Raw genomic sequence first — 22914 nt, forward strand, 5'->3', positions numbered from 1 at the left:
AGAACGAGCACGCGCACCTCGTGTAGGAAGATTTCACGAAGATGATCTGGGGCCTTGTCTTGCCAGAGCAGGCTATTTATCGGCTCGTAGGGGGCACGGCCGTGTGGGCGCGCTGAACGGAGCATTCCTGATATGCGTTTTCTGATCACCGGCACCGCTGGCTTCATCGGCTATCACCTGGCCAAGCGGTTGCTCGACGATGGCCATTTCGTGACTGGCTTCGACGGAGTGACAGACTATTACGACGTCCGCCTCAAGGAAGCGCGCTTGGCCAAACTGGCCGCCAAACAGAATTTCCGTTTCGTAAAAGGCATGCTCGAAGAGCAGACCCAACTTCAGCATGCCGCCGACTTGGGCGAGCCCGAGGTTATTATTCATCTGGCTGCACAAGCCGGTGTGCGCTATTCCATCGAAGCACCGCGGACCTATATCGACAGCAACCTGGTTGGCTCCTGGGCGGTCCTTGAGTTGGCTCGGCATCTGCAACCAAAGCACCTGCTGCTTGCCTCAACCTCATCAGTGTACGGCGCCAATGTAGAAATGCCGTTTTCCGAAACACACCGCGCCGACGAGCCATTGAGCTTATATGCGGCAACCAAGAAAGGCATGGAGGCGATGGCGCATAGTTATGCGCATCTCTTTGGCGTTCCGACAACGACCTTCCGGTTTTTCACAGTGTACGGCCCGTGGGGCCGTCCGGATATGGCACTGTTCAAGTTTGTCGACGCAGTACTTAAAGGCAAGCCGATCGACGTTTACGGTCATGGCAAGATGGCGCGCGACTTCACCTATGTCGACGATCTGGTCGAAGCGATCGCACGCCTGGTGGATGTGGTTCCGGACGAATCAAACCGCGTCGCCGAAATCGACACGTTGTCCCATGTAGCTCCTTCGCGGGTGGTCAACATCGCCGGCGGCCAACCCACGCCGCTGATGGACTTCATCGCCACCATGGAGGAATGTCTCGGTCGCAAGGCGACGCTAAACCTGATGGAGATGCAAGCAGGCGATGTTCCAGCGACTTTCGCTGATCCCAGCCTGCTCAAAGCTCTTACGGGCTTTACCCCGGCGACCGGGGTTCGCGAAGGGGTTGGCGCTTTCGTCGATTGGTATCGCCAATTCTACGATGTGGAATAAACGGACCTGTAGCGAGACAGCGACTGCACCGCAAAGCTAGCCCATAGCCGGCCCGGGTTCGTCGGTCTTGGTGTCGATGAACCGGCGTGCGACCAATCCGCCTTTGAAGAACCGGGCTGGCTGCGTGACGGTAATATCGCTGCCCCACTTCCTGTCGGCGATCCTTGACCAATCTCACGGTCGGCGTCTCCTGTCGCGTGGGCATTTCAACGTCGATCGCAAACTGGTTGAAACCTGGGCGAGCATTGAGGAGCTTCCGCCCAAAGGATAATAGCAACCGACTTGGCGATGATGGCGAGCGCAACGCTTCGGCTGATTTTCGGAGCGCGACGCGCCATCACGTTCGGCACCGACCGCGGCTATGATGTTGCCGATTTTGTCGAGGAGTGTCGCACGCTCAACGTCCGGCCGCAGGTCGCGCAGATCCGGCTTCCCAAGCTACTGACGCTGCCGGCATGAGCAATGGCGCATCGTCGAGATGCCAGACTTCCCAGGCGACTATTCCGACATGGTGGAGCAAGCCCACAACCTGTCCGTCGCCTTTTGGCAACCTCAAAAAGCGTTGCTGTGCACTACTACCCGAAAGGTCATCATGATGATCTTCAGATCCCTCCACAGCGACCAATTATCCAGATACTCAAGGTCGGCATGCAGCCTGTTGACGACATCATCACGATGGTTTGTCGCACCACGATAGCCACGCACCTGCGCTAGTCCAGTGAGCCCCGGCTTTGCCGCGTGGCGATGCCAGTATCGAGAGTCGATTTCCCAAAACAGGAGGTCTTCGGCACGAGATCCCAATGCATGGGGGCGGGGCCCGACGATGCTCATGTCGCCGCTCAGCACATTCATAAGCTGCGGCAACTCGTCCAGGCTGGTCCGACGAATGAAGCGCCCCACCATCGTGATCCGGTCATCGTCGCGTCGGGTGGACTGGTTTCCCTGACCGTCCGACGTTTCGTTGCGCATACTGCGAAACTTGAACATGCGAAACATCTGGTTGCCCCGACCGATCCGCGTCTGGATGAAGAAAACCGGCCCTCTGCTCTCAAGCTTGATCGCAATCGCGACCAGCGCGAACAAAGGCGCCAATACTATTAGCGCGCTGCCGGCGGCAAAGATATCCATCGCGCGTTTGGCCGCGCGATCGGGCATGCTCAGCGGGCCACGGGTGACGATCACAGTGGGCATACCATCAAGATGTGAAACGGCTAATGGCCGCGTTTCGGCCAGCTCGGGCACCAGTATCTCGGCCTGGACGTTGGCACCCTTCAGCGCATCCACCCAAACCAGACGCCGATCCGGCGTGCACGCAACTACGACCCGATCCACATCTTTCAACGCGGCTCCGAGGCGATCGTACATGAACGGACATTGGCCGTTGGGATCGAAGCTGGATGCCGCGAACACGGCGGAGAAAGCCTGCACTGCGGGCAAATTGCTGTCGTCGGTGATCAGGACGACGCTGTATGGGTTACCGCCCAGGATAGATCGGGCGTGCCTTGCAAAAATTGCTCGTGCGCCAGCCAGCACCAAGATGCTGGTCACGATGCCGATCGCAAAGATCCCGCGGGAAAAACTGTCGCTCAGTTTCGCATAAAAGGCCACGAACAGGATCGCGCCGGCCGCAATCATGAAAGACTGAACCGAGTGCCTGATCCCGCGCTCGGCATTTTCGATCACCTCGACCGAGTAGGCTCGCGCCCGAAACGCTACGCCGAGATAGATCGGAATGATCGCCAGGCTGATGATGAGGAATTGCGCCTGCGGCTCAACCGGGTAGATCAAATGAGCGAACAGGAAACCGGCAAAGATACAAAATACGTCGAGAATCCCGAGCGAAATATGTAGCCTTACGCGGAGCGCTCGCCGCGATGGCCCGACTCGCAATCCCGCTTCTGCCCACTCCTGCCGAGGCTCCACCAGCAGGGAACGATCCAATTCCACGTTCATCGAGTATCCCATAATATCGACTCGGCTGGTAATCGGAATACCGGCTTACATCGGGATCGGCGCGTCCTCAAACCAATAATGCTGCAATGCAGCGCTGTAGCTTGGATCGAGCACGCTATACCGCTGTCCAGCGGAAACTACAGGACACTATTCAGAAAGTAGCGGCTCCGATTCCGCGATGGGTGTGACATGACCGTGACTGACGCGTAGGCGGCTTGCCAGCAAGGCATGGCCATCGCAAGCGACGACTCAAGTTGGATAGTTCGACATTGTGACAATTTCGGACGACGTTCATCGCTGATCGGACGGAAACGACGCGTGGGCATCGTTCGGCCACAAGAAATTCGTGTGGGTAAACATCACACTGAAATCGAATGACACGACCTGATGCCACCAGCCGACCGGAATATAGAGCAAGTCTCCAGGGCCAAGATCGACTTCGAACGTACGCGCGCGCTCCGCGAGCGGATATTTGATAAGCTGATCCGGATCGGTCAAATCTCGCACCTCGCTGAAAACGTGCTGGCGATTGTAGAGATTTTTCGTCTCGCTCGGCGGCGCCAGGATCAGTTGCTTGTGCCCGATAATCTGGGCCAGAAGATTGTTGGTAAGGTCGAAATGGAGGGGAGTGAACGTCCCGCCCGCGCCGATCCAGGCCATTCCCTCACTGGTGGCGAGATACTGGTCGAGTTGGCCGAGATCCTGCTTGAGTGGGGCCAGAGCCGTACCATTGGCGCGACTATTATAGGCAGTGATATAGGCGTCGTTGGGAAGGCCCTTGGCGGTTATCATGTCGATAAATTGGTCGAAGGGCATCGCCCGGCAATGATTGTCCTTGTATAGTTCGAAGGTCGTACTTTGGGTGCGACCACCCTGAAATTCGATTTCCGCAGAGCCGACAAGGCCCCGAAGATACTCGGGATTCCATCGCTTCAAGGCCGGCCAATCGTCCATTTCACCCTGGATCACGACCGGACGACCCGGAGCGTAATATTGGTCAAGAAACGCATCTCTCGATAATCCGCGGACCCGCGCGATGCCCCCGGAACGCGACGAAAGCGCCCGCTGCCGTTCCTCGACCTCGAGGATCCATTCGCGGCGTCGCAGCGCAATATCCACGGCTTCTGTTTCGCTTGCAGCATCCATCTGCTGCCGAAGCACGGAGCCGGGAGACCCGGAGATCGGACAAATTTCTGCGGTTTTCAGTTCGGTGCCGTCGACCGTTCTGAATCCGTTCAATCGCAATTTTGTGTCGTGATCCGAAACGCCCTTCTTGCCGCCAGGCCGTATGCCTCGATAATATAATTTCTGCCACTTTTCGGCGGGCGCGGAAGGCTTCGCTTCCTCCACCCACTTCTGGAACGAGGTTCGCGAATGATCCCATTCCTCGAACTCGGCCTTTAATTCGGGTGCTTCGTCAATCGGGCGCAACTGGGGCTGGACATCCGCCAACGCGGCCCGCTGGACCGGAAAAAAGAAACAGAAGGGCTCATTTTCCTCAAACCGCACCCAATGATTCGGCCGGGTGAATCGCCAGTTCATGGTGAAGGTATATGGCGACCAGTCAGTCTCGATCACGCCACCAAGCGGGGCGATACCGTCTTTGGCAGCATTCGGCGGCCCACCCACCCAAAGATTCCATCCTTCGGAAGTACGCAGAATGCCTTCGACATGGAAGGTAATGGTACCTTGCCCGAACAATGAAATGGGCAACCGACGGTGGCTCGTCCCCTCATCGACCATGATCTCGACGGCCTCCACGCCCTGGCCGCCATTCCATCGAGCGGTAAATCCGCACGGACTAAGGATTTCCCAGCCATGAGCGTTCGCAATCGCTAACGGCAGACACCGATAAGCAAACCGCTCAGGCGTGTCATCCATCCAGTCACGCTTGCCAGAGGCCGGCCGTATTCGCGGTTGCCAGCCCTCATAGGTATAGCAGGTCAAGTCCATCGGTGGCTCCAACCAGGGAGGCATCGAGATCGCCTGGTCGACAAGAACCTGCACGATCCGTTAGCTTGCTCCGCCTATACATATCGCAAACGGCAGTCGCGAGCACTCTGATAGTCCATGATGGTTCGTACCGATTTCACCTTGTCCAACCGCCACTTAGGCTGGATACGATGGCATGAGATGGCACCATGACCCAACATAGTCCGGAAACAGGTGCAAGGCTGCTCAGCCTTGGCGCTATTGCTGATCGAGCCATTGCCAGCGCACGGATTGAGAATGGTTCTGGTGAGCACGCGCAAAACTGACGGATTCCTGAGGCCAGCACAGAAGCCGGCCATGTCCCGGCCAGATCGCCCTTCCAGAAGCCCGCCGATCTGCGGGTTCAGGGCGTTCAGTGGTGCCATATGAACGGAGAAATGTTCGACGCCTTCCGGTATCGCATAGTCGACGCCGTGCAGAGAAGGCGATGCGCGGCCGATCTTCACCGTCCCGATCCAAAGACCTTGAAACTGACCAGCGCATGCGTCCTCGCCCGATGCCGGACTTGTGGGCGCGAGTTGGTATGGATGGACAATCGTTGGCTATGAACTGCCACAGATCGTGGCGCCCCCGCTGAACCAGCGCCAACGCGAAAACGCGCGGAGGAGGCGGACACGCGTCGTATGGCAGGCGCCTGATACTTTTGGACCAAGGTAGCAATTTACGCGCTGAGGATGCTTTCAGCCTCTTTCATACCGTCCGGCTTTCACCGTCCTATGCAGATCGCTTGCCACCCCGTAGAGTAATGCCCGGTGGCCAACATAAAGCTGGGGATATCAATGCGGCCGAAGACGATCGTCTATTTCGAAATCATCATGATCGCCGCCGTTATCCTCCGGGCGTCGAAGTTCGTGATGGACTGGGATGGCTTGATCCGGATCGGTGGAATCCCGCTGGCGATCCTGGCAGTGGTCTTCAATCTGGGCTGGATCCTCGTGCTGACGCTGCTCGTGTCCCGGCGGCGGAGCAAGATCGCGATGTGGATTTCGATCGCGCTGTTTGCCGTGAGCCTGCCGTTCGTGTTCATGACGGTCTCGAGAGGCGTATTTGCGCCGGCTGGGCTGATCCCCGTGGTTCAGGCCCTGGCACAGCTGATCGCATATCGGCTGCTGTTCACGCCATCGGCCAAGGCTTGGCTCGCGGACAAAGCGATTGCGGAGGAGACGAGCGAATCGGTGGACAATCCGGCTTCCTGAAGACCGGGTTGCGGCGCGGCGTCTCCCTGCCGTCCGACGCCAATTCGAAGCAATGCGCTGCTTCTCAGCTCTCGTGCAGGGCCCGATATGCCATGCGTTCCCAGATATTTGCCGCGTCCTGCGGCAGATCACGACGATTTCCATCGGCAAGCATCTGATCGGTCGGCGATCGCAGGATCGTCAACATCCGTACGGCCGCAGTAACATATTGCGCCCGCTCACTCACCGACATCGTCTCCCATGCAATATCCGCCTCGATTGACGGCTTTCCCGAAAGACTGGCGTGGATTCCCTGAGCTATGCGCATCAGCATCGTCATGTGCTCGTCCTCGTCTTCGCGTTCTCCTCTCCATTTTTTCGGCTCTCGGTCCGTCGAGTTCGAGAAAACACCATAAGCGGGCCTGACGCAATCGCGGAACGACACCGGCGCATCGGTCTGCGCGCCATCGCGCAGCGCGAGCTCCCGTCGATGTCGATCGGCAGGCAACCTCGACCGCCCGCCTGCGATACCCAGGCCGGGGCGGGATCACAGTATTCCCCTGCTACAGTGACGCGATAGCTGCTATTCCACGCCCCGGGGGATATCTGGAAAGGTCCTTCTTTCGAAAGGGCGCGGGGGGTGAACTTTTGGCAATTGGCACGGTGTGCGCTGGGCAGGCACACCCGGGATCAGCGACGTGCCCGATTCGATGGCGACGTATTCCGCAGCGTCTGTTCCGGCTGCGGCACGCCGATGACCAGGACCGAGCGGGGCTGGATCGTGGATCGCGAGGGAGGCGGATGAGGAAGCGACACGGGATCGCGCCGCTTACTTGAGTCGATCGACGCCTATTTCTTGAAATATTTCTTGTTCGACAGGCGGACCGCAGCGACATCCGGCGAGGTGAGGCCGACGGTTTCCGGCGAGAAGCCACCCCCGGCCGCACCGAAGAAGAGGAAGCTGAAATCGAAGCCATTCTGGGTCTGTGCCACGCCGTGGCACCCCTGGCACCCACCGCTCGAGGTCAGGCTGCCCGGGCTGTTGTGGTAATCGATGACATTGGTCTGATTGCGCAGATTGTTCAGCGTGCCGCCGGTGATCGGCGGGAAGCCGCGGAACAGCTGGATGCCCGGCTGGCTGCTTTCGACGACGATATTGGCGAGATAGAAATCCCGGGTGGTTTCGTCGTTGGTCGGGATAGCCTGCACCCCGGTGAGCTTGTAATATTGCCAGACAAAACCCTTGCCGAAGCCGGGGATGCCCTTCATCGCCGCCAGCGCCTGGCTGTTCACCATGGTCACCTCGGGCACGGGCGGCACCGGCGAGGTGACCGGTACGACGACCGCGCCGTTCACCGTCTTCGCACCGGGAATGCTGGTGACCGGCCCCAGCGGTAGCCCGACCGGCTTGGAGCCATAAGGCGTCGCCTTCGGCGCAGTCGTGGAGAAGTTGATATTGGGGTTTGTCACGGTCGTGCCGCTGGGCGGGAAAGTGGTCGTCTTGGGCAGCTGGTATGCGACCGAGCCATAGGACGGGACATAATAGACGCCGGTCGGTTTCCCGGTCGCCTGGTTCTGGAAATCGTCCACCTGTTCGAACGTGGCGAAGATGAATGCCGGATAATTCGGCGTCTTGTGGATGATGTGCAGCGCCAGCAATGCGTAGGGCACCACCGTGGCCACCGGCGCGCTGTCGCTGCCGGTATAAACGAGCACATTGGCCACATGATAGCGATAGCGCTGGTCCGAAGGGATGGACGACAGCGGGCGCCATGCCGCCTTCACTTCGACCGTCCCCGTCGGCAGGGTGATGCCCGGCGAGAAGTGGAAGGGCGCGAATTTCGGGATCAGCGACTGGTAATTCTTCGCCACATAGTTGGATTCATATTGATTGGCCTTGGCCTCGAACAGCACCTGGGGATCAGTCGCCGGCTGCGGGTTTCCCGGCACGGCCGGGAAGAACAGGCTGTTCTGGCCAATCTGGGTCGCCTCATCCAGATTGTTATAGGGCAGCGCCCCACTGGTCGGCAGGGTGATGGTGCTGCAGACCTGCGGGCTGGAATTGAGCGCCGTCGTCACATATTTGGGCGCCGCGCCCCAGGGCTGCGGCGGCGTCGGTGTCGCCCCGGAAGACGAGACGTTGCAGGGCAGCAACTCGATACGATGCTGATAGGTCTCCCATACCAGCGGGCCTGCCGAACTCGTGCCGGAGGACGCGAAGCTGCCGCCCGGAACCCCGCGGCTGCCCGCGGCATTCGGTGCCACGGCGGAGAGGAATTCGAGCCAGGCGAAGGTCGCCAGATCCTGGTGCGCGACTGAATTGTTGCGATAGATATCGATTGGAATCAGCGGGTTGGGATTCGTCATGTCCGCGGTTTGCAGGACGCGGCCCGGTGTGACGGGCGGTCCGAACGGCGGCAGCAGCGGTGCCGACGCGCTCTGCGCGAGGGCGACGGAACCGGCCAGAGAGCCAAGCGCGAGCAACGAAACCACAGTCTTCATGGCGACCCCCTCTTCAAAGACGTCAGATTTTATTTTTAACCGTCGAGTTATGTCTGACTGGGGACAGTCTATAATCGGGAAGCATTTCGCGGCAATGTGAAGTGAGATCATAATGGAGGCAATCAAGCGGCTGGAAGTCTATTCAGGCGGGCCGTCAACTGTCTGTCACGCCAGACGAATCCCATCGACTGCCGCGATCCATTGATCTGGAGCGATCGGCCATGCATCGACATGATGCATGCCCTTGCCGTTCCATCCCGCCCCCACCGGGCCGAGAATCGGGCTTTCGGCGCATTCCCGTTCGGCATAGCCAGTCGCGGTCAGAATGGTGATCTCGAAGACCCGCACCCCGCTGCCGTAACGCGGCCCGCAATCCTGCGCGAACCGGTAGAGCCGTCCCGCCCACTGGATGACCCGCCCTCCGGGCCGCGCCCTGGTCTTGTCGCCCTGGATCAGCGGGCTGGCCGGATGTTCGAGCCAGGGGCCGGTGAGCGCTTCGGCGTGGAACAGCGCCAGCGCGTCGTGGGTCGCCGGCGCCGGGCATGCGAACATCCACCAGCGCCCGTCGAACTCGAACGGGGTCGGATCGGCATAGGTGCCGCGCAGCAGATCGGCGACGGGCACCCAGCGCGTGGGGAAAGGATCGGCGCGGTACAGCCGGACGGCACCGGCATCGAGCGTCTCCGGCACCATGAAGATCCCGCCGTCATGCGCGAAGACGCAAGGGTAGGAGAGATGGAAGGGTTCGCGCAGCACGATGCCCCGATACGACCAGACGACCGCGTCGGGGCTGCTCGCCCAGCCGATCTCGCCCAGGCCGCTGCCGTGATGCAGCGCCTCGAAGAACAGATGCCATTGCCCATCATGCGGCAGCAGGAAGGGATCGGCGACGAACGAAGCCGGGATGTCGTTCACCTGCTCGCGCGTCATCACTGGATTGGCGCGGCCGGGCGGTGCCGCGAGATGCAGCGGATCGGGGCCGGCATAGAGGCCGATCGACCAGGGATCGTCGGGCAGCGGCCGGCTCATTCCAGCCGCCCGATCTCGCGGCGCCCCGAGCACCAGCGCAGCTTGTAGGTTTCGAGGCCACGCAGATAGTCGAACTCGACAAGGCCGAGCGCGCACGCCTCGCGCACCGCCGCATCGGCCATCAGCATGCCGGGAGAGTAAGTGGCGAAGTCGGCAACGAACCCTGCGTTCCAATTGCCGAGACTGTCGGCGCCGAGCATGCAGATGTTCAGGCCGATCAGCTGGTCACCGGCCCACAGGCCGAACAACGGCGCAGTGCCGTCGCGCCACAGCGCCGGGAGCATCGCGGTCACAAAGGCCTGGGCGGCGGGATCGCGCAGGAACAGGCTGCGCTCACCGAAACGCGCGCGCTGCATTTCCAGGAAGAATGCGCCGGGATCGACTGCGCCGTCGCGTCGCGGATCGAGCCGGCGGGCGCGAATGCCGTTGCGCGCCGCGCGTCGGGTGAGGAGGGCCAGCTCGCGCTGGAAACCCGAGCTGCGCTCGGCGAACCAGCCGTCATAGCCCGCGGACAGATCGGCGGTCGGGCAGATGAATTTCTTCTCAACCAGTACCACCGCCCGCCCCTCGGCCAGCGCGCAGTTCGAATCCGCCCGGATGCAGGTTAGATCGAGCCGCGGAAAGCGAGCCCGGGCGAAGAGCATCATCCGCCGTGCAGCTGCCGCATCGCCATCGGCCACTACCAGATCATTATAGTCGCTCAGCACGGTGGCGAAGCGCGCGGTCGATTCCTGCGCGTGCCAGGCCAGCGGGAAGATGCCAACGAGGCGCCCGCTCCGGCGCGCCGCGATCACCAGCGGCGACAGATCGGGCCAGGCGTCGAGCGCCGCCAGATACCAGGCAAGCCCGCCAAAGGCGCGGTTGCAGCGCGACCGCTCCAGCAGCGCGCGCCATTCGGGTGCGATAGCTTCGATTGCGTCGCGGCGATCGAGCAGGTCGCAGGCGATCCCGCCCGTGGCGATCTCCAGGTCAACTGCAACCATGCCTGGGTCGCGGTGGATCATCGTCGCCACGCCGGCGATCATGGGCTGGGGTTGCCCGGGCGCCGCATTCCAGGCGACGCGCTGCGCCGAGGGCAGGGCTTCGATCTCGCCGCGAAGATGATCGTCGCGCAGCAGCGCCATCGCAGCTCCGCCCTCCAGCGTGTAGCGAGCCGCGATATCGTCGAGGAAGCGCGTCGGATCGAGACAGGACGAAACCAGCAGATCGAGCTGGCTGGTGCCCGTCGTCGCCCGGCACAGCAGATGCGCCGGCGGGCCACCGTGCAGCCGTGCGCCGATTTCCACCAGCGCCGGGCCATCGGCATCCACGATCACCTCGCAATGGCCAGCACCATGGCTGATCTCGAGCGCGTCGAGCACGCGGATCGCAAACGCGAACAGCATTTCGGCGAGCGGACCCTCGGGCGGCAGCAGCTCCTTGGTCGAGAGCAGGCCGACCGTCGCATAGTCCGGTTCCGGCTTGCCATAAGCCCAAAGCGCCGCGAGGCGATGGCGCCCGTCAAGGCTGACCGTGTCGATCACATATTCGCGCCCGCGCAGATATTGCTGCGCCAGCACGGTATCGTTGCGGTGGCCTAGGACATCGGTGTGGCCGTGAAGGGCGTGGAAAGCCTCGGCCACTGCCGCCGGGGACGCGCATAGCCTGACGCCGTCCGATCCCTTCGCCAGGCGCGGCTTGAGGATCGCCGGCCAATGGCCGCCGCGCTCGATCCAGGCGAGGATCGTGTCTAACCGATCGGACTGGATTTGCGCCGGCACGCGAATGCCGTGACGGCCGGCCTGCTCGATCATGTGGAGCTTGTCGCGGCGTGCCGCGCTGAGCCGCGTGCCGTTGCCCGGCAGGCCGAGCGCCTCGCCCAACCGGTCGGCCAGGATCACGCCGCGCTCCGAACCGGCGATTACCTGGGCGACGCCGTGCTGCCGCAACGCCCCGACCAGCGCCGCGTCGTCGCCCGACCAGAACAGCATTTCCGCAAAGGCGGCCGGATCGAAGGTAGCTGCCGCCTCACGCGGAACCGTCGCGCTGCTGCCCACCATCACCGCCGCCACGCCACGGTCGGCGAAGGCCGGAGCCAGCATCGCGCCAGCGTCATAGGGATCGACGATGGCCACGGCGCGAAGGGTCACGGCTTGCGGAAAGCCCCGCGCCAGACCTGCTTGATCGGATTGCCACCGGGATCGAAGCTGGTCGCCGGCTCGAGCATGAGCTGCTCCCATTCGCCGAGCAGCGCTTCGCAGGTATCGCGGCCGAGGAAATGCATCGTCTGGCCGCCGGCCAGGACATAGGATCGGGGCCCCAATCGCCGTTCCGGCGGCTGCACTGCGAGCCGGCGATCGAGGTCCTCGGTGGAATTGGCGGGGAACAGGAAGAGTCCGCCGGGGCGGAGGCAGCGATCGACCTCACCGACGATCCGCCGAAGAATGGTATCGTCGAAACTGTGCAGCACCAGGTTGCTGATCACTGCGTCGAACGCGCCATCGGCATAAGGCAAGGGCACGCCGATATCGCCCTGGCGGAAATCGATTGCCAGCCCCGCTGCCCCGGCGAGCCGCCGCGCCTGATCGATCGCGACCTGCGCGAAATCCATGCCCTCCATCTGGAAGCCGCGCCGCGCCAGCGCGATCGCATCATAGCCGGTGCCGCAACCGAGATCGAACACGCGGCGGCAATCATGGCGGGTCAGCAGCGGCAGGAAGGGCTCGAGCCACTGGCTCGATCGGTCCGGCTCCCCCTCGGCGAGGATCGAGCGGAAGCGCGTATCCCAGACGTCCGCCGCCGCATATTGCCCGTCAGCCGTCATGAGACGACGATCCTTTCCCTTGCGCCGCGATCGAGTTTACATTTCCGCCCCGAACAGCTTACGCCTTGTTGGCGTAGTCCCCCCTGGAGTGGAAGATGACGAAACCACCGGAAGCGGTTCGATTCATCATTCTCAATGCCACCAGAACCGGCAGCAATTTCCTCTGCACCGTGCTGAATTCACACCCCGACATTTTATGTCACCATGAAATCTTCAATCCGCACGTGATCGGCGTGGCGCGGCATCTTCAGGACAGCGATTTCCGCCTGGGCAGCATGGCGGAACGCGAAAGCGATCCGGTCGAATTCCTCGATCGTGTGTGGCGCACCAATCTCGGCCGCGCCGCGGTGGGGTTCAAGATGTGCCTGTGGCAGCACGAGCCGGCCTATCGCGCCGTCATGCCGGACCGTTCCGTGCACAAGATCCTGCTGAAGCGGCGCAACCGGGTGAAGAGCTTCGTCTCGCTGTTGCTCGCGCGACAGACGGGCGAATGGGTGGTCTATGACGATCGCGGCGCGCCGGCGCCGCGCCCGCAAGTGCATGTCGACCATGCCGCGCTGCTGGAGAACATCGCGCTGCACGACCGCTTCTATGCCGAGACCGAGCGGGCCCTCAGCGAGTCGGGCCAGGATCATGCGTTGCTATGGTATGAGGACCTGTTCTCGCCGGCAGGGATCGAGCCCGCCCTGACCTTTCTGGGCGCCGAAGGCCGGCCGGCCCAGCCGGAGGGCCAGACCTGGAAGCTGACGCCAGTCGCGCTGCGCGAAACCATCGCGAATTTCGACGCGCTCAGTGAAACTCTGCGCGGAAGCGGGCTTGAAGCCGAATTGCACGAGACAGGGCGCTAAAGCGATTCCAGATAGCGCGCGAAATGGCCGGCGTCGGTTTCCGGCAGGAACCGCAGTGCCGCCTCTCGGGAGGCGAGCGCGCAACGTCGATATGCCGCATCGTCGGACAGTAACATGTGTAGCGCCGCGCGCCACGGCGCGATGTCCTGCCGCGGCGCGACATGGCCATCCTCGGTCCGGCGCGCGGGCACGACCGGCAGGATGAAATCCACGCCGAGCTTGGCTTCCGGCTGGCCGCCGAGATTGCCGGCGAGCACCGGAATGCCTCGCAGCATGGCGTCCACCGCGACATAACCGAAGGTTTCCGGCACCAGCGATGGCGCGAGCAGCACCCGCGTGCCGCTCAGCACCGCGCCGATATCGTCGGCCGGTTTCAGGATGGTAACGTTCGGCAACCCGGCCAACTCCCGCAATATGGCAGCATCGCCGCCCCAGGTCGGCACCGCGGCAAAGGCCGTTTCCGGGAAGAGCGCGGCGAGTTCGAGAAAGATCGGCAGCCCTTTGAGCAGGCAGGGATTGATCATCGTTACCTGGCCCCGCTCCGGGTGCGCGACCGGCTCGAACGGGCCGTCGCCGAACACCGGGAAGCGCAGCAGGACCGACTCCAGCCCGCCATGCTCGCGGAGATAGGTTCGGCTATGCCCGCTCACCGCGACGATGCTCCGGACGCGCCGCAGCCGCTCGTGCTGGTCGGCGTTATGGGCTTCCGCCTCAGGTCCGAAGGGCAGGTGAAAATGGGTGTGTACGAGCGCCACTACCTTGTCCGGCGCGTGGGCCAGGGCGGTCTCGAGCAGCATGGCCGGGCGATCGTCGGAGACGAGGATCCAGTCGGGACGAAGCGCGTCGATGAGCGCCGCGATCCGGGTTGCCGCTTTGGGTGCGGCCAGGTCGAGCGCTTCCACCTGAACCCCTTCATGGCGATAGGACATGCCCTGAGCATCCGCCTTAACGGCGATGCCGCGGGCCTCCAGCGCCGCCGGGCTGAAGCGATCGGCGAGAACGCGGCGCTCCCCGGGAATTTGTGATACTGCATAACAATCGAAGCCGCGCGCTGCCAGGGCCGTAAGCAACAGGCGGTTCGCCTTGTTGCCCCCGCCATAGGACGGGAAATACACGGCATCCTGCAGCAGGAGGATCTTGGCACCCATCCCCGCCACTAGGCCGTCCGGCGAATGGCGCGGTCAAGCCAGGTAGCGGTCAAAATGGGGGCATCCGCTATGCCTGTCTCCCGCGACAGCCGGTACAGTTTCGCCTCGACCAGCGGGGGAGAGAGATGTGCGCGACCTGATCTGCGGTTTGCTCGGTTCGCCGGATAGCGCATCGGGCGGCCGCGCGCGCGACCTGACCGTGTCGTGGCTGCGCTGGGGCTATTTCGGCGAGATCGTCGAAGAGGCCGAACTCGGCCCGATCCTCGCCCGGGCCCGGGGGGCGGGCGCTCGCTACTGCCTCGTCCAGGGCTATGGCCATGTCGTGGCGGAAAATGCCGGCCCGAACGGCGGCACCGCCCGCAGCTTCTTCGACGCGCTGCAGGACTGGACGAAGGAGCACAGTTTCATCTTCGCCGGCATTCCGGATCGCTGCCTGCTGATCGACGTCACTGCCTGGACCGAGGCGGGAGAGCCAGGCGTCGATGCTGCCCCCGTGATCCAGTTCGGGCCAGACCTTGCGGGGCATCTGATCGATCTGCGGCCGGACCTGACCGCTGCAGCAGGCTTTCTCGGCTTTCTGGACGACATGTCTGAAAAGGCCGGGCGCGGCGTGTTCGTGCTGAACTATGAATCCTATGACGATGTCACCGAGCCGCCGCCCGGCTTCACCCCGCCCGTCTCGACGCTGTATTGCGTCGCCGCCGGCCTGAAGCCGAACCGCATCCTGGCCACGCACGGGATCGACGCGGACAGCCGGGTGGTCTTTTTCGATTACAGCGCGAAGGCGCTGGATTTCCGTCGCCAGCTCGATGCCGAATGGGACGGACGCGATTATCCGCGTTTCCTGCGCGCCCTGTTCGAGCAGCGCGACGGCGCGCATTATTATCTGTGGCCCGGCGCCTCGCCCGACAATATGGATTGGGGCGAGCTGGAACGGTTGTGGTCGGCTGAACTGACGCGCTGGGGCGGCGCCGAAGCCTTCGAGGATCATTGGTCGCGCTATCGCACCCTGCGGCGCGACTATCTGCTGTGCAGCATCCTCGAGCCCGATGCCCTGCTCGAGCGTATCCGCAACGAACCCGGCGCGCTGATCTGGTGGAGCAATGCCTTCTGCACCATCTTCAGCGCGACGCATTACAGCCTGGCGGAGAAGCGCCGCATCTATGAGGACTGGATCATCCGCCTCGCCGAGACCGCGCCTGGCATCTTCCTCTACGGCTCCGACCACAGCAACAGCAGCGTCAACGCGATCACCGCGTGCGGTTATCGCGACCGTTATTTCGCGCATGGCGGCGATCCGCTCCTCGCCCGCGCCTTCCACCGCCACGCGATCCGGTTCTGAACGCGCAAAGACCCCGCCGCGACCATCGTCGCGGCGGGGCAGAGCGCTGATCAGCGGAAGACCACGGTGTTGGGAAAGACGTGGCTGACGCTGGTGCCCGACCTGGGCTTGTTGGTGTCCTTGTCGTTGAACTGGCCATGGCAGCTGAAGCAGTTGCTGGCCGTTGCCTCTGGATCGGGATTGCCCGGCCGCACCTGCTGGAAGGTTTCCATCGTGGTGTTCGCCACGAACAGCGATCCGATCTGCTGGCTGCCCGGCTGGGGCGGGATGATGCGATTGCTCCACAACGCCCCGACCAGGAAATAATTCGCCAGGGTCCGCCCCATGCCGCCCGACGCGGCCAGCTTCGGCTGGAGCGAGCTCATCAAGGACACCAGCAGGGTGTTGTTGAGCACGGCCGGGTCGCTCAGCGTCGGCGTCGCCGGTTGCTGGCTGCCCCAGGGATTGAGCCGCGCCACGCTGGTCGGCACCAGCGTCTTGCCGGCCGCGATGATGCTGCTGTCGTCGCCGGACGAAGCCGTCTCCACGATCACATCGGGCGCGGTCGGCGCGCCCTTGGGCCCGTTGTAGAAGATGCTGGGCTGGCTACTCGCGGCGCTGAAGCTGACGGTGTTCAGGCAGGTCGTGCCCGATTTGCAGGCCTTGGTGGCCGGATCGTAATTCCGGTTGAGATAGGAATAGGTCGCATCCGGGCTGTTGAAGGTCGATTCGAACGTCGCCCAGACCATCTCGGGATGATGGTTGACCGTGCCCACCACATGCATGCCGACCAGCGCCAGCGTGCGCGTGACCATGGTCTCGCCGTCCCAGCTGAGCTGCAGCTGCCCCTTGCTGTTGAGCGATTGCGAGAAGGCCGGAACGTCCGACTTGATCCGGATGAGGCTGCCGGCCTGGGCGGTGGTGAGATAGGCGATATCGACCCAGGCGCTCTTCACTTCGACCGCGAGCTGGCTGAGATTGGGCAGCGGCTTGCCGGCCGCCGTCTGGATCTGTTTCGCCTGATCGAGCGTGATCGGGAAATTCGTCTTGTTCGGACCGACATTATAATAGGGGACCTGGCGCCAATTCTCCTTGAGCGCAGTAAAGACGTCATTCTCCTGGATTGCGTAATAGACGACCGGATAGGTCGCAATGCCGGTCTTGCCGGGCACCGGGATCGGTTTCCCGTTGACAATCAGCACGCCGCCGCCGGCCTGGCCGGTTGAGTCTGTGTCGCCCGGATTGGCGAGGTCCTTGGGGCTGCTGGCTGACTTCAGCAACAAGACCTGAGGCTTGTTGACTCGCACCCGGAACGACACGTTGGTCTTGTTCTGTGCGTCAAGCCCGGTGCTGTCGACGAGCTGGAAGGCCCCGGTGCTGACGTCCTCCACCGCATTGTCGAATTTCGGCGAGAACATCTGCAGATTGCCGCGCGCGTCCTTGGTCGTCAGCCACAGGAACATCTGGGACGACCATTTGTAGAATTTGCAGTCTGACGAGGGATCGAAACTGGCGCTGTCCGGCGGGACGAACGTGCCGCCGACCTTCCAGGTGGCGAATTCGGCGGGAGTGACCTCGCACAGCGGGGCCGGCCCGATCAGGCCTTGGGACTGGACGGAGGTTTCGACCGTCGCGCCGGCGGCGAGCAACACCCCCGCCGATATTAGCCATTTGCTCGGTGTCATTTTCACATGCTCCTCAAAGGATCGATGAAAACCGCTGACGTCAGGTAAGCTAGGCACTGGCGGAATGTGGGAATGGGGCGTCGACTCGCTGAACCATCGCGCGATAGACGTTGCGCACCGACAGATCGTCGACCGAGACGAGATACACCCCGCCATCATAGGAAGAGGCGACCAGCCCGGCGCCGCTGCGCGACAGGGAACTGATGCCGTTGGCGGCGATCGTTCGACGAGTGATCCGGCCCGTGCGCAGATCGGCCTTGAGCAGCGCGCCCCAGTAATCGCCGACGATCACGGTGTCGGCATCCCAGAAGCACAGGGATTTGGGCGAACGGCGGCCGAGCTCGATCGAACGGACCAGGCGGGCGTCGGCCACGTCATAGACGTTCAGGGTGAAATCGCGCGAGGCGCTGGCGATGCGATCGCCGGCGGGGGAAAGATCGACATCGTCGACGATCGCGGTGTGCCCGGGAAAATGCTGCAGGAGCGTGCCGTCGAGCGTCCAGGAGAGCAGCCCGCCATCGGCGCTGCAGCTTACCCCCAACGGTTCGCTCGGGTGCAGCCGCAACGCCTTCACTGCGCCGTCGTGCAGCGCGTGCGCGCGCACCTCGTGCCCGTCCGGTGACACCCGGACGATCGCGCCGCTGTAGCAGGCCGCGAACAGCGCGCCCGCATGGCCGGGGCATGTCGCCACGCGGATGGAATTGATCGGCCCCTGCCCCAGCGCCAGCTCGGCCACGCTTTCCAGCCCGGCGCCGGCGAAGATGTGCAGCTTGTGGTCATGCGAGCCGGCGATGACCCGATCCGACGCGGGATCCCGCGTCACGGCGTTCATCAGCCGCCGTCCGCCCGGCGGCGCGGTGCGCGCGGTCAGCCGCGCCTCCCCTTCGGTCAGGCGGATCAGCCGCACCATGCCGTCATCGGCGACCAGCGCGACGCTGCCGTCCGTCGTGGCCGCGGCATCGTTGAAACAGGCATTGCCCTGGTCGCCCGGGTCGCCGCCGATTTCCCGCACGATGCGGCCCGATGCCGAATCCCATTGCACCACCGTGCCGTCGAAGGTCCCCGCCAGGATCGAGCTGCCGTCAGGCGACCAGCCGAAGGACCGTTCCCATTTCGCGGCATGGTTTTCCAGATCGACGCGGGGCGAGAAGGTCCAGGCGTCCCACACGGTGATGCGCTGATCGTACGCGCAGGACAGGATATCGCCATTCACGGGCGAGACCGCGACCTTCTTGATCCCGGAGCCATGCGCCGCGATGGCCGCCAGCGCAGTGCCGTCGCGGCTGTCGAAGATGCGGATGACGCCGTCGTCACAGCCAAGCACCACCCGGTGATTCAGCGTGTCGATGGCGCAGCTGTCGGTCTCGGTCTCGAACGGGCCCCAGGTGCGCAGCAGCGCCCCGGTCGCGAGATCCCATTGCCGCAGCGTCATGTCGTCGCCCGACGAATAGATCAGCCCGTCGTGACAGGTCACCGAGAGCACGTCCTTGTCATGCCCCTCGATCGCCCGCCGGATCGCGCCGGTGGCGAGATCCCAGACGATGATCCGCCGGTCGCGCGAGGCGGAGACCCCCGTCCGGTCGTCGACAAAGGCGAAGCATTCGACGTCGTCGCTGTGCCCGCGCAGGATGCCCTGGCGCTGCCCCGCCGCCAGATCCCACAGATGGATGTCGTAATCCGAGGAGGAGGATGCCGCCATGCTGCCGGCCGCGTTGACCGTGACGTGATTGGCGAGATGGCGGTGATAGCCGAGCAGATCGACCGTGCCGGATTCGAGGTCGAACAGCGCGACCGCGCCGTCATAGGCGGCAGCGACCGCTGCGGCACGCCCGGGAATGGCAGCGACCGACGTCACCGGGCCGCGGTGGCGCGTGAAGCGATCGACTTCGATCGGAGCGGCGACTGGATCGAGGGTTTTCAGCATCGTGGCCTATCCAGCGAAATCATGAACGTGGATGTCGGGGGCATCCCGGCGGTAGAGATCATCGAGCAGGGTGGTGCCGGCGAGCGCCTCGGCCAGGGCCCCGAAATTCTCCACGACCGCGCCGAGATCGGACGGGCCGCGCTTGTGGCATGCCGCCGGAAGCGCCGAGCGCGCCTCGACCCCGAGAAAGGCGAGGATGCGGGCGATCTCGTCGCCATCGGCCAGCGCTTCATAGTCGGTCTCGAGCCAGTCCTGTCCGGTCGCCGCGAGCACTGCCTCGAGCCCGGCATAATAGGCCGTATTGAGATCGACATGGTGAAGCAGCGCGCGCGGCTCGACCCGGATCGCCGGTATCGGCGCGACGCTGGGCGCGAAGGATTCCCAGATCCCCGTGCGGCGCGCAATCTCTTCCGACACATAGGTTCGCACGCGGTTGCGCCGCCTGAGCAGGATCTTGCGGATTCCGGGATCGCGCAGCAGGGCGGCGACGGCGCGCTCGTCCTCGTCCCGGTTCATCTTGAAGCCGATCGCCTGCGCGCCGCCGCCCGCGGCCCAGACGGCATCGAGGAAGGCTTCGGGATCGCGGTCCCGACCGGCCACGCCGCCGCTATCGCCGAGATCGCGCGTGCAATGAATCCCGGCCGGATTGAACAGGCCGCGATGGCACAGGATATCGGGATGCGCGTCCAGCAGGCTGCACAGGAGATTGCTCCCGGTGCGCGGCGCGGCGAAGACGACGAACCGGAGCGGACGGGGAGTCACGATGCCGCCGCTTCGACGACGCCGGATTCGAGCAGGAACCCTTCGCCGAACGCGCGGGCGCTGAGCGTCGGCAACGCATCCAGGCTGTCGCGCGCGCCGCGATCGGCCGTTTCCGCCGTATCGGCGCGTACGAAGATGGTCACCACGTCGGCAAAGCCCTGCCGGAAGAAGGACCGGAGCAAGGTCGCGCCCCCCTCCACCAGCAGGCTTTCGATGCCGTGATCGTACAGGCATTCCAGCGGGCCGCGCAGATCATGGCCGTCCATCGCCAGGGCCACGGCGCTGTGCCCGAAATCCCGGTGCGAACTGACCACGAAGGCCGGGGCGCCGGGATGGAGCACCGAGCAAGGCTGCGATCCGGCAAAGATCACCCGCCGCGGCTGGCGTTGCGGCTCGCGGCCCAGCCGCTCGGCACGAACGGTCAGCCTTGGGCAATCGAGGTTCCAGGTCCTGCCGCCCACCGCGATGGCATCATAACGCTCGCGCAGGACATGCACCCGGCGCCAGTCCGCGCCACAGGAAATGTTTCCCGATGGCCCGGCCGGCTGCCGAACGCTGCGGACGTCCTCCGCAGCGAAATTCACATGGATGAAAGGCCGCCCCATCAGCTCCCCGTTTTTATTATGAGCGGAAGACTACAGCGCTGCGCGAATAATTCGATTGGAACTGCAACCAAGGTGCGAGTGATCTTCGCCTTGCGCGGAAAACTCATCCGATTCGGAGGCAATACTAGGCGAGCAATAACCTGATCTCGCAGGGACAGGGCGAAACCCCCGCTGGACCGGAGCGCCCGCAAAACCAGACCGCGCGGCGGGATTCGCCAGAACGGCGCTGGAATGCGGCGAAGCGTCGGCCAGAGCGAGCGCGCTTAACGCTTCGGCATGAAATTCGCGCTATGCCGGTGGCGTGAACAGGGGGATTCTTCTTTGAGCGATCTTGCGAGCCTCGCGCCGACGCGCCGCGGCTTGCTCCGGGGTGCTGCGGTCGCGGCCTGCACAATCGCGGTTCCGGCACTGGCGGCCCAGCCACCCTATGCCGAGAGCCGCCCGCTCGTCTCCCCGCGCGTGATTCGCCCTGCCCTGCTCCGCGATGCCCTGGCCGCGATGAGCCGTCATGAGGACCGGCTGGCCTACCGCGATCGCATCGCCATCGCCGATTTCAACGCGCCCTCCTCGATGCCGCGATTCTATCTGATCGATCTCGCCAGCGGCGATACGACGACCTTTTTCGTGGCGCACGGCAATGGCTCCGATCCGGCGCATACCGGCTGGGTCCAGCGCTTTTCCAACACGCCCGGCTCTAATGCCAGCTCCGAAGGCGCGTTCATCACCTCCGATTATTATGTCGGCAAGCACGGCCGTTCGCAGCGGCTGATCGGGCTCGATCCGACCAACGACAAGGCGCTCGAGCGCGCCATCGTCATCCATGCCGCCTGGTATGCCAATCCCGATATGCTGCGCACCCACGGCCAGCTCGGCCGCAGCCAGGGCTGCTTCGCCGTGGCCGACGGCGATCTAGATCAGGTGTTCGGCCTGCTCGGCCCGGGCCGGATGCTCTATTCAGCGAAAATCTAGATTGAGATGACATCGCGTGGAATCGGCTTCCTTCTAGCTAAGTCATCCCGCTCCAGGCGGATCAGAAGCCGACCGCGTCCCCGCCCTTGAGCGACAGCAGGGTGCGGGCCTCGTCCGGCGTGGCGACGGCGAGCCCAAGGGCCTCCAGGATCACGCGGATCTTGCGCACCTGATCGGCATTGCTCTGCGCAAGCTCACCGGGCGCGATGTAGAGGCTGTCCTCGAGCCCGACCCGCACATTGCCGCCGGCCAGCGCGCTCTGCGTGCAGAAGCCGAGCTGGTTGCGGCCCGCCGCAAATGCCGAGAAGACATAATCCTCGCCGAACAGGCTGTCGGCGATGGTGATCATATGCGCCAGGTTGCGCGGATCGGGACCGATACCGCCAAGGATGCCGAACACGCCCTGGATCAGGAACGGCGGCTCGATCAGCTTGCGGTCAGCGAAATGCGCCAGCGTGTAGAGATGGCCGATATCATAGCATTCGAATTCGAAGCGCGTACCGAAGGCGTGGCCGATCTCGCGCATGATCCGCTCGATAAAGCCGTTGTCATTATACATGATGCGATCGCGCGCACCCTCGACATAGGGCTTTTCCCATGGGTGCTGCCAGGTCTCGACCCGCGCCGCGGCGGCGCTGAAATCGAAGATCAGCGGGCCCATGTTGAGCGAGCAGAGCTCCGGGCGAGCCGCCCGCGCGCCTTCGAGCCGCGCGTCGAGCGACATGGTCGCGCTGCCGCCGGTCGAGATGTTGATGACGGCGTCGGTCGCCTGCTTGATCCGCGGCAGGAACGCCATGAAATGCTCGGCGGACGGGCTCGGGCTGCCATCGGCGGGGTTGCGTGCGTGCAGATGCAGGATCGACGCGCCGGCCTCGGCCGCCTCGATCGCCGCCTGGGCGATCTGATCCGGCGTGACCGGCAGATAGGGCGACATCGAGGGGGTGTGAATCGACCCCGTCGGCGCGCAGGTGATGATGACCTTGCGCGCCTTGCCTTGCTGCTTCATTTCGCGATCCGCCTGACAGAATATTGAGCTTCGATCGCCCGCCGGACACCCCCGC

20 protein-coding genes are annotated in these 22914 nt (G+C 63.6%); 6 read left to right on the forward strand and 14 right to left on the reverse strand.

Annotated elements, in window-relative coordinates; all coding sequences use genetic code 11:
* The first annotated feature begins 132 nt into the window (after window positions 1-132).
* Window positions 133-1137 (forward strand): NAD-dependent epimerase, encoded by a 1005-nt coding sequence (locus tag U1769_RS19935; protein ID WP_332719545.1) that lies wholly within the window; start codon window positions 133-135, stop codon window positions 1135-1137.
* Between the two features lie 282 nt (window positions 1138-1419).
* Window positions 1420-1596 carry a hypothetical protein gene (locus U1769_RS19940; protein WP_332719548.1) on the forward strand — a complete coding sequence of 59 codons (177 nt, stop codon included), beginning with the start codon at window positions 1420-1422 and terminating at the stop codon, window positions 1594-1596.
* A gap of 93 nt (window positions 1597-1689) precedes the next feature.
* Here U1769_RS19940 and U1769_RS19945 read toward each other — a convergent pair whose 3' ends face one another.
* From U1769_RS19945 to U1769_RS19955, 3 genes are all read right to left on the reverse strand, one after another.
* The gene (locus U1769_RS19945) at window positions 1690-3090 is read right to left on the reverse strand and encodes an exopolysaccharide biosynthesis polyprenyl glycosylphosphotransferase (RefSeq protein WP_332719550.1); all 1401 of its coding nucleotides are present in this window, start codon (window positions 3088-3090) and stop codon (window positions 1690-1692) included.
* Between the two features lie 291 nt (window positions 3091-3381).
* Entirely contained in the window at window positions 3382-5097 is a 1716-nt protein-coding gene (locus U1769_RS19950; protein WP_332719553.1) for a DUF6065 family protein, read from the reverse strand.
* A 20-nt stretch (window positions 5098-5117) separates the two neighbouring features.
* A complete protein-coding gene (locus tag U1769_RS19955) occupies window positions 5118-5528 on the reverse strand; it encodes a hypothetical protein (protein ID WP_332719555.1) in 411 nt (136 codons plus the stop codon).
* A gap of 369 nt (window positions 5529-5897) precedes the next feature.
* Here U1769_RS19955 and U1769_RS19960 point away from each other — a divergent pair, with 369 nt between their 5' ends.
* The gene (locus U1769_RS19960) at window positions 5898-6278 is read left to right on the forward strand and encodes a hypothetical protein (RefSeq protein WP_332719557.1); all 381 of its coding nucleotides are present in this window, start codon (window positions 5898-5900) and stop codon (window positions 6276-6278) included.
* A gap of 64 nt (window positions 6279-6342) precedes the next feature.
* On the opposite strand, the gene U1769_RS19965 is transcribed toward U1769_RS19960, so the two are convergent.
* From U1769_RS19965 to U1769_RS19985, 5 genes are all read right to left on the reverse strand, one after another.
* Window positions 6343-6765: a hypothetical protein gene (locus tag U1769_RS19965; protein WP_332719559.1), complete on the reverse strand. Its 423-nt coding sequence runs from the start codon at window positions 6763-6765 to the stop codon at window positions 6343-6345.
* A 341-nt stretch (window positions 6766-7106) separates the two neighbouring features.
* Window positions 7107-8759, reverse strand: a complete 1653-nt coding sequence (locus U1769_RS19970) for a hypothetical protein (protein ID WP_332719561.1) — start codon at window positions 8757-8759, stop codon at window positions 7107-7109.
* Between the two features lie 165 nt (window positions 8760-8924).
* Complete coding sequence (locus tag U1769_RS19975; protein ID WP_332719564.1) at window positions 8925-9788, reverse strand: glucosamine inositolphosphorylceramide transferase family protein; 864 nt, start codon at window positions 9786-9788, stop codon at window positions 8925-8927.
* Window positions 9785-11917: a GNAT family N-acetyltransferase gene (locus U1769_RS19980; RefSeq protein WP_332719566.1), complete on the reverse strand. Its 2133-nt coding sequence runs from the start codon at window positions 11915-11917 to the stop codon at window positions 9785-9787. The genes U1769_RS19975 and U1769_RS19980 overlap by 4 nt, the downstream gene beginning before the upstream one ends.
* Entirely contained in the window at window positions 11914-12591 is a 678-nt protein-coding gene (locus tag U1769_RS19985; protein ID WP_332719568.1) for a class I SAM-dependent methyltransferase, read from the reverse strand. The genes U1769_RS19980 and U1769_RS19985 overlap by 4 nt, the downstream gene beginning before the upstream one ends.
* A 95-nt stretch (window positions 12592-12686) precedes the next feature.
* Here U1769_RS19985 and U1769_RS19990 point away from each other — a divergent pair, with 95 nt between their 5' ends.
* Window positions 12687-13439 carry a hypothetical protein gene (locus U1769_RS19990; RefSeq protein ID WP_332719570.1) on the forward strand — a complete coding sequence of 251 codons (753 nt, stop codon included), beginning with the start codon at window positions 12687-12689 and terminating at the stop codon, window positions 13437-13439.
* Here U1769_RS19990 and U1769_RS19995 read toward each other — a convergent pair.
* Window positions 13436-14587, reverse strand: coding sequence for a glycosyltransferase family 4 protein (locus tag U1769_RS19995; protein ID WP_332719573.1), 1152 nt, complete (start codon window positions 14585-14587; stop codon window positions 13436-13438). The two genes, U1769_RS19990 and U1769_RS19995, sit on opposite strands and share 4 nt — an antisense overlap.
* 127 nt (window positions 14588-14714) lie before the next feature.
* Between U1769_RS19995 and U1769_RS20000 the strand changes: the two genes are divergently transcribed.
* The gene (locus U1769_RS20000; RefSeq protein ID WP_332719575.1) at window positions 14715-15929 is read left to right on the forward strand and encodes a hypothetical protein; all 1215 of its coding nucleotides are present in this window, start codon (window positions 14715-14717) and stop codon (window positions 15927-15929) included.
* A 50-nt stretch (window positions 15930-15979) separates the two neighbouring features.
* On the opposite strand, the gene U1769_RS20005 is transcribed toward U1769_RS20000, so the two are convergent.
* From U1769_RS20005 to U1769_RS20020, 4 genes are read right to left on the reverse strand one after another with little or no spacing between them, the layout of a single operon-like run.
* Window positions 15980-17593 carry a hypothetical protein gene (locus U1769_RS20005; protein ID WP_332719577.1) on the reverse strand — a complete coding sequence of 538 codons (1614 nt, stop codon included), beginning with the start codon at window positions 17591-17593 and terminating at the stop codon, window positions 15980-15982.
* A 49-nt stretch (window positions 17594-17642) separates the two neighbouring features.
* The gene (locus U1769_RS20010; RefSeq protein WP_332719579.1) at window positions 17643-19517 is read right to left on the reverse strand and encodes a WD40 repeat domain-containing protein; all 1875 of its coding nucleotides are present in this window, start codon (window positions 19515-19517) and stop codon (window positions 17643-17645) included.
* Window positions 19518-19523: 6 nt separating this feature from the next.
* A complete protein-coding gene (locus tag U1769_RS20015; RefSeq protein WP_332719581.1) occupies window positions 19524-20279 on the reverse strand; it encodes a hypothetical protein in 756 nt (251 codons plus the stop codon).
* A complete protein-coding gene (locus tag U1769_RS20020) occupies window positions 20276-20884 on the reverse strand; it encodes a RibD family protein (RefSeq protein WP_332719583.1) in 609 nt (202 codons plus the stop codon). Before U1769_RS20020 ends, U1769_RS20015 begins: the two co-directional genes overlap by 4 nt.
* A gap of 321 nt (window positions 20885-21205) precedes the next feature.
* Here U1769_RS20020 and U1769_RS20025 point away from each other — a divergent pair, with 321 nt between their 5' ends.
* Entirely contained in the window at window positions 21206-21853 is a 648-nt protein-coding gene (locus U1769_RS20025; RefSeq protein ID WP_443030422.1) for a murein L,D-transpeptidase catalytic domain family protein, read from the forward strand.
* 61 nt (window positions 21854-21914) lie between these two features.
* Here U1769_RS20025 and kce read toward each other — a convergent pair whose 3' ends face one another.
* A complete protein-coding gene (kce, locus tag U1769_RS20030) occupies window positions 21915-22859 on the reverse strand; it encodes a 3,5-dioxohexanoate:acetyl-CoA acetone transferase (RefSeq protein ID WP_332719585.1) in 945 nt (314 codons plus the stop codon).
* Between the last annotated feature and the right edge of the window lie 55 nt (window positions 22860-22914).

Source organism: Parasphingomonas zepuensis (genome assembly GCF_036663735.1).
In the GTDB taxonomy this organism is placed as follows: Bacteria; Pseudomonadota; Alphaproteobacteria; order Sphingomonadales; family Sphingomonadaceae; genus Sphingomonas.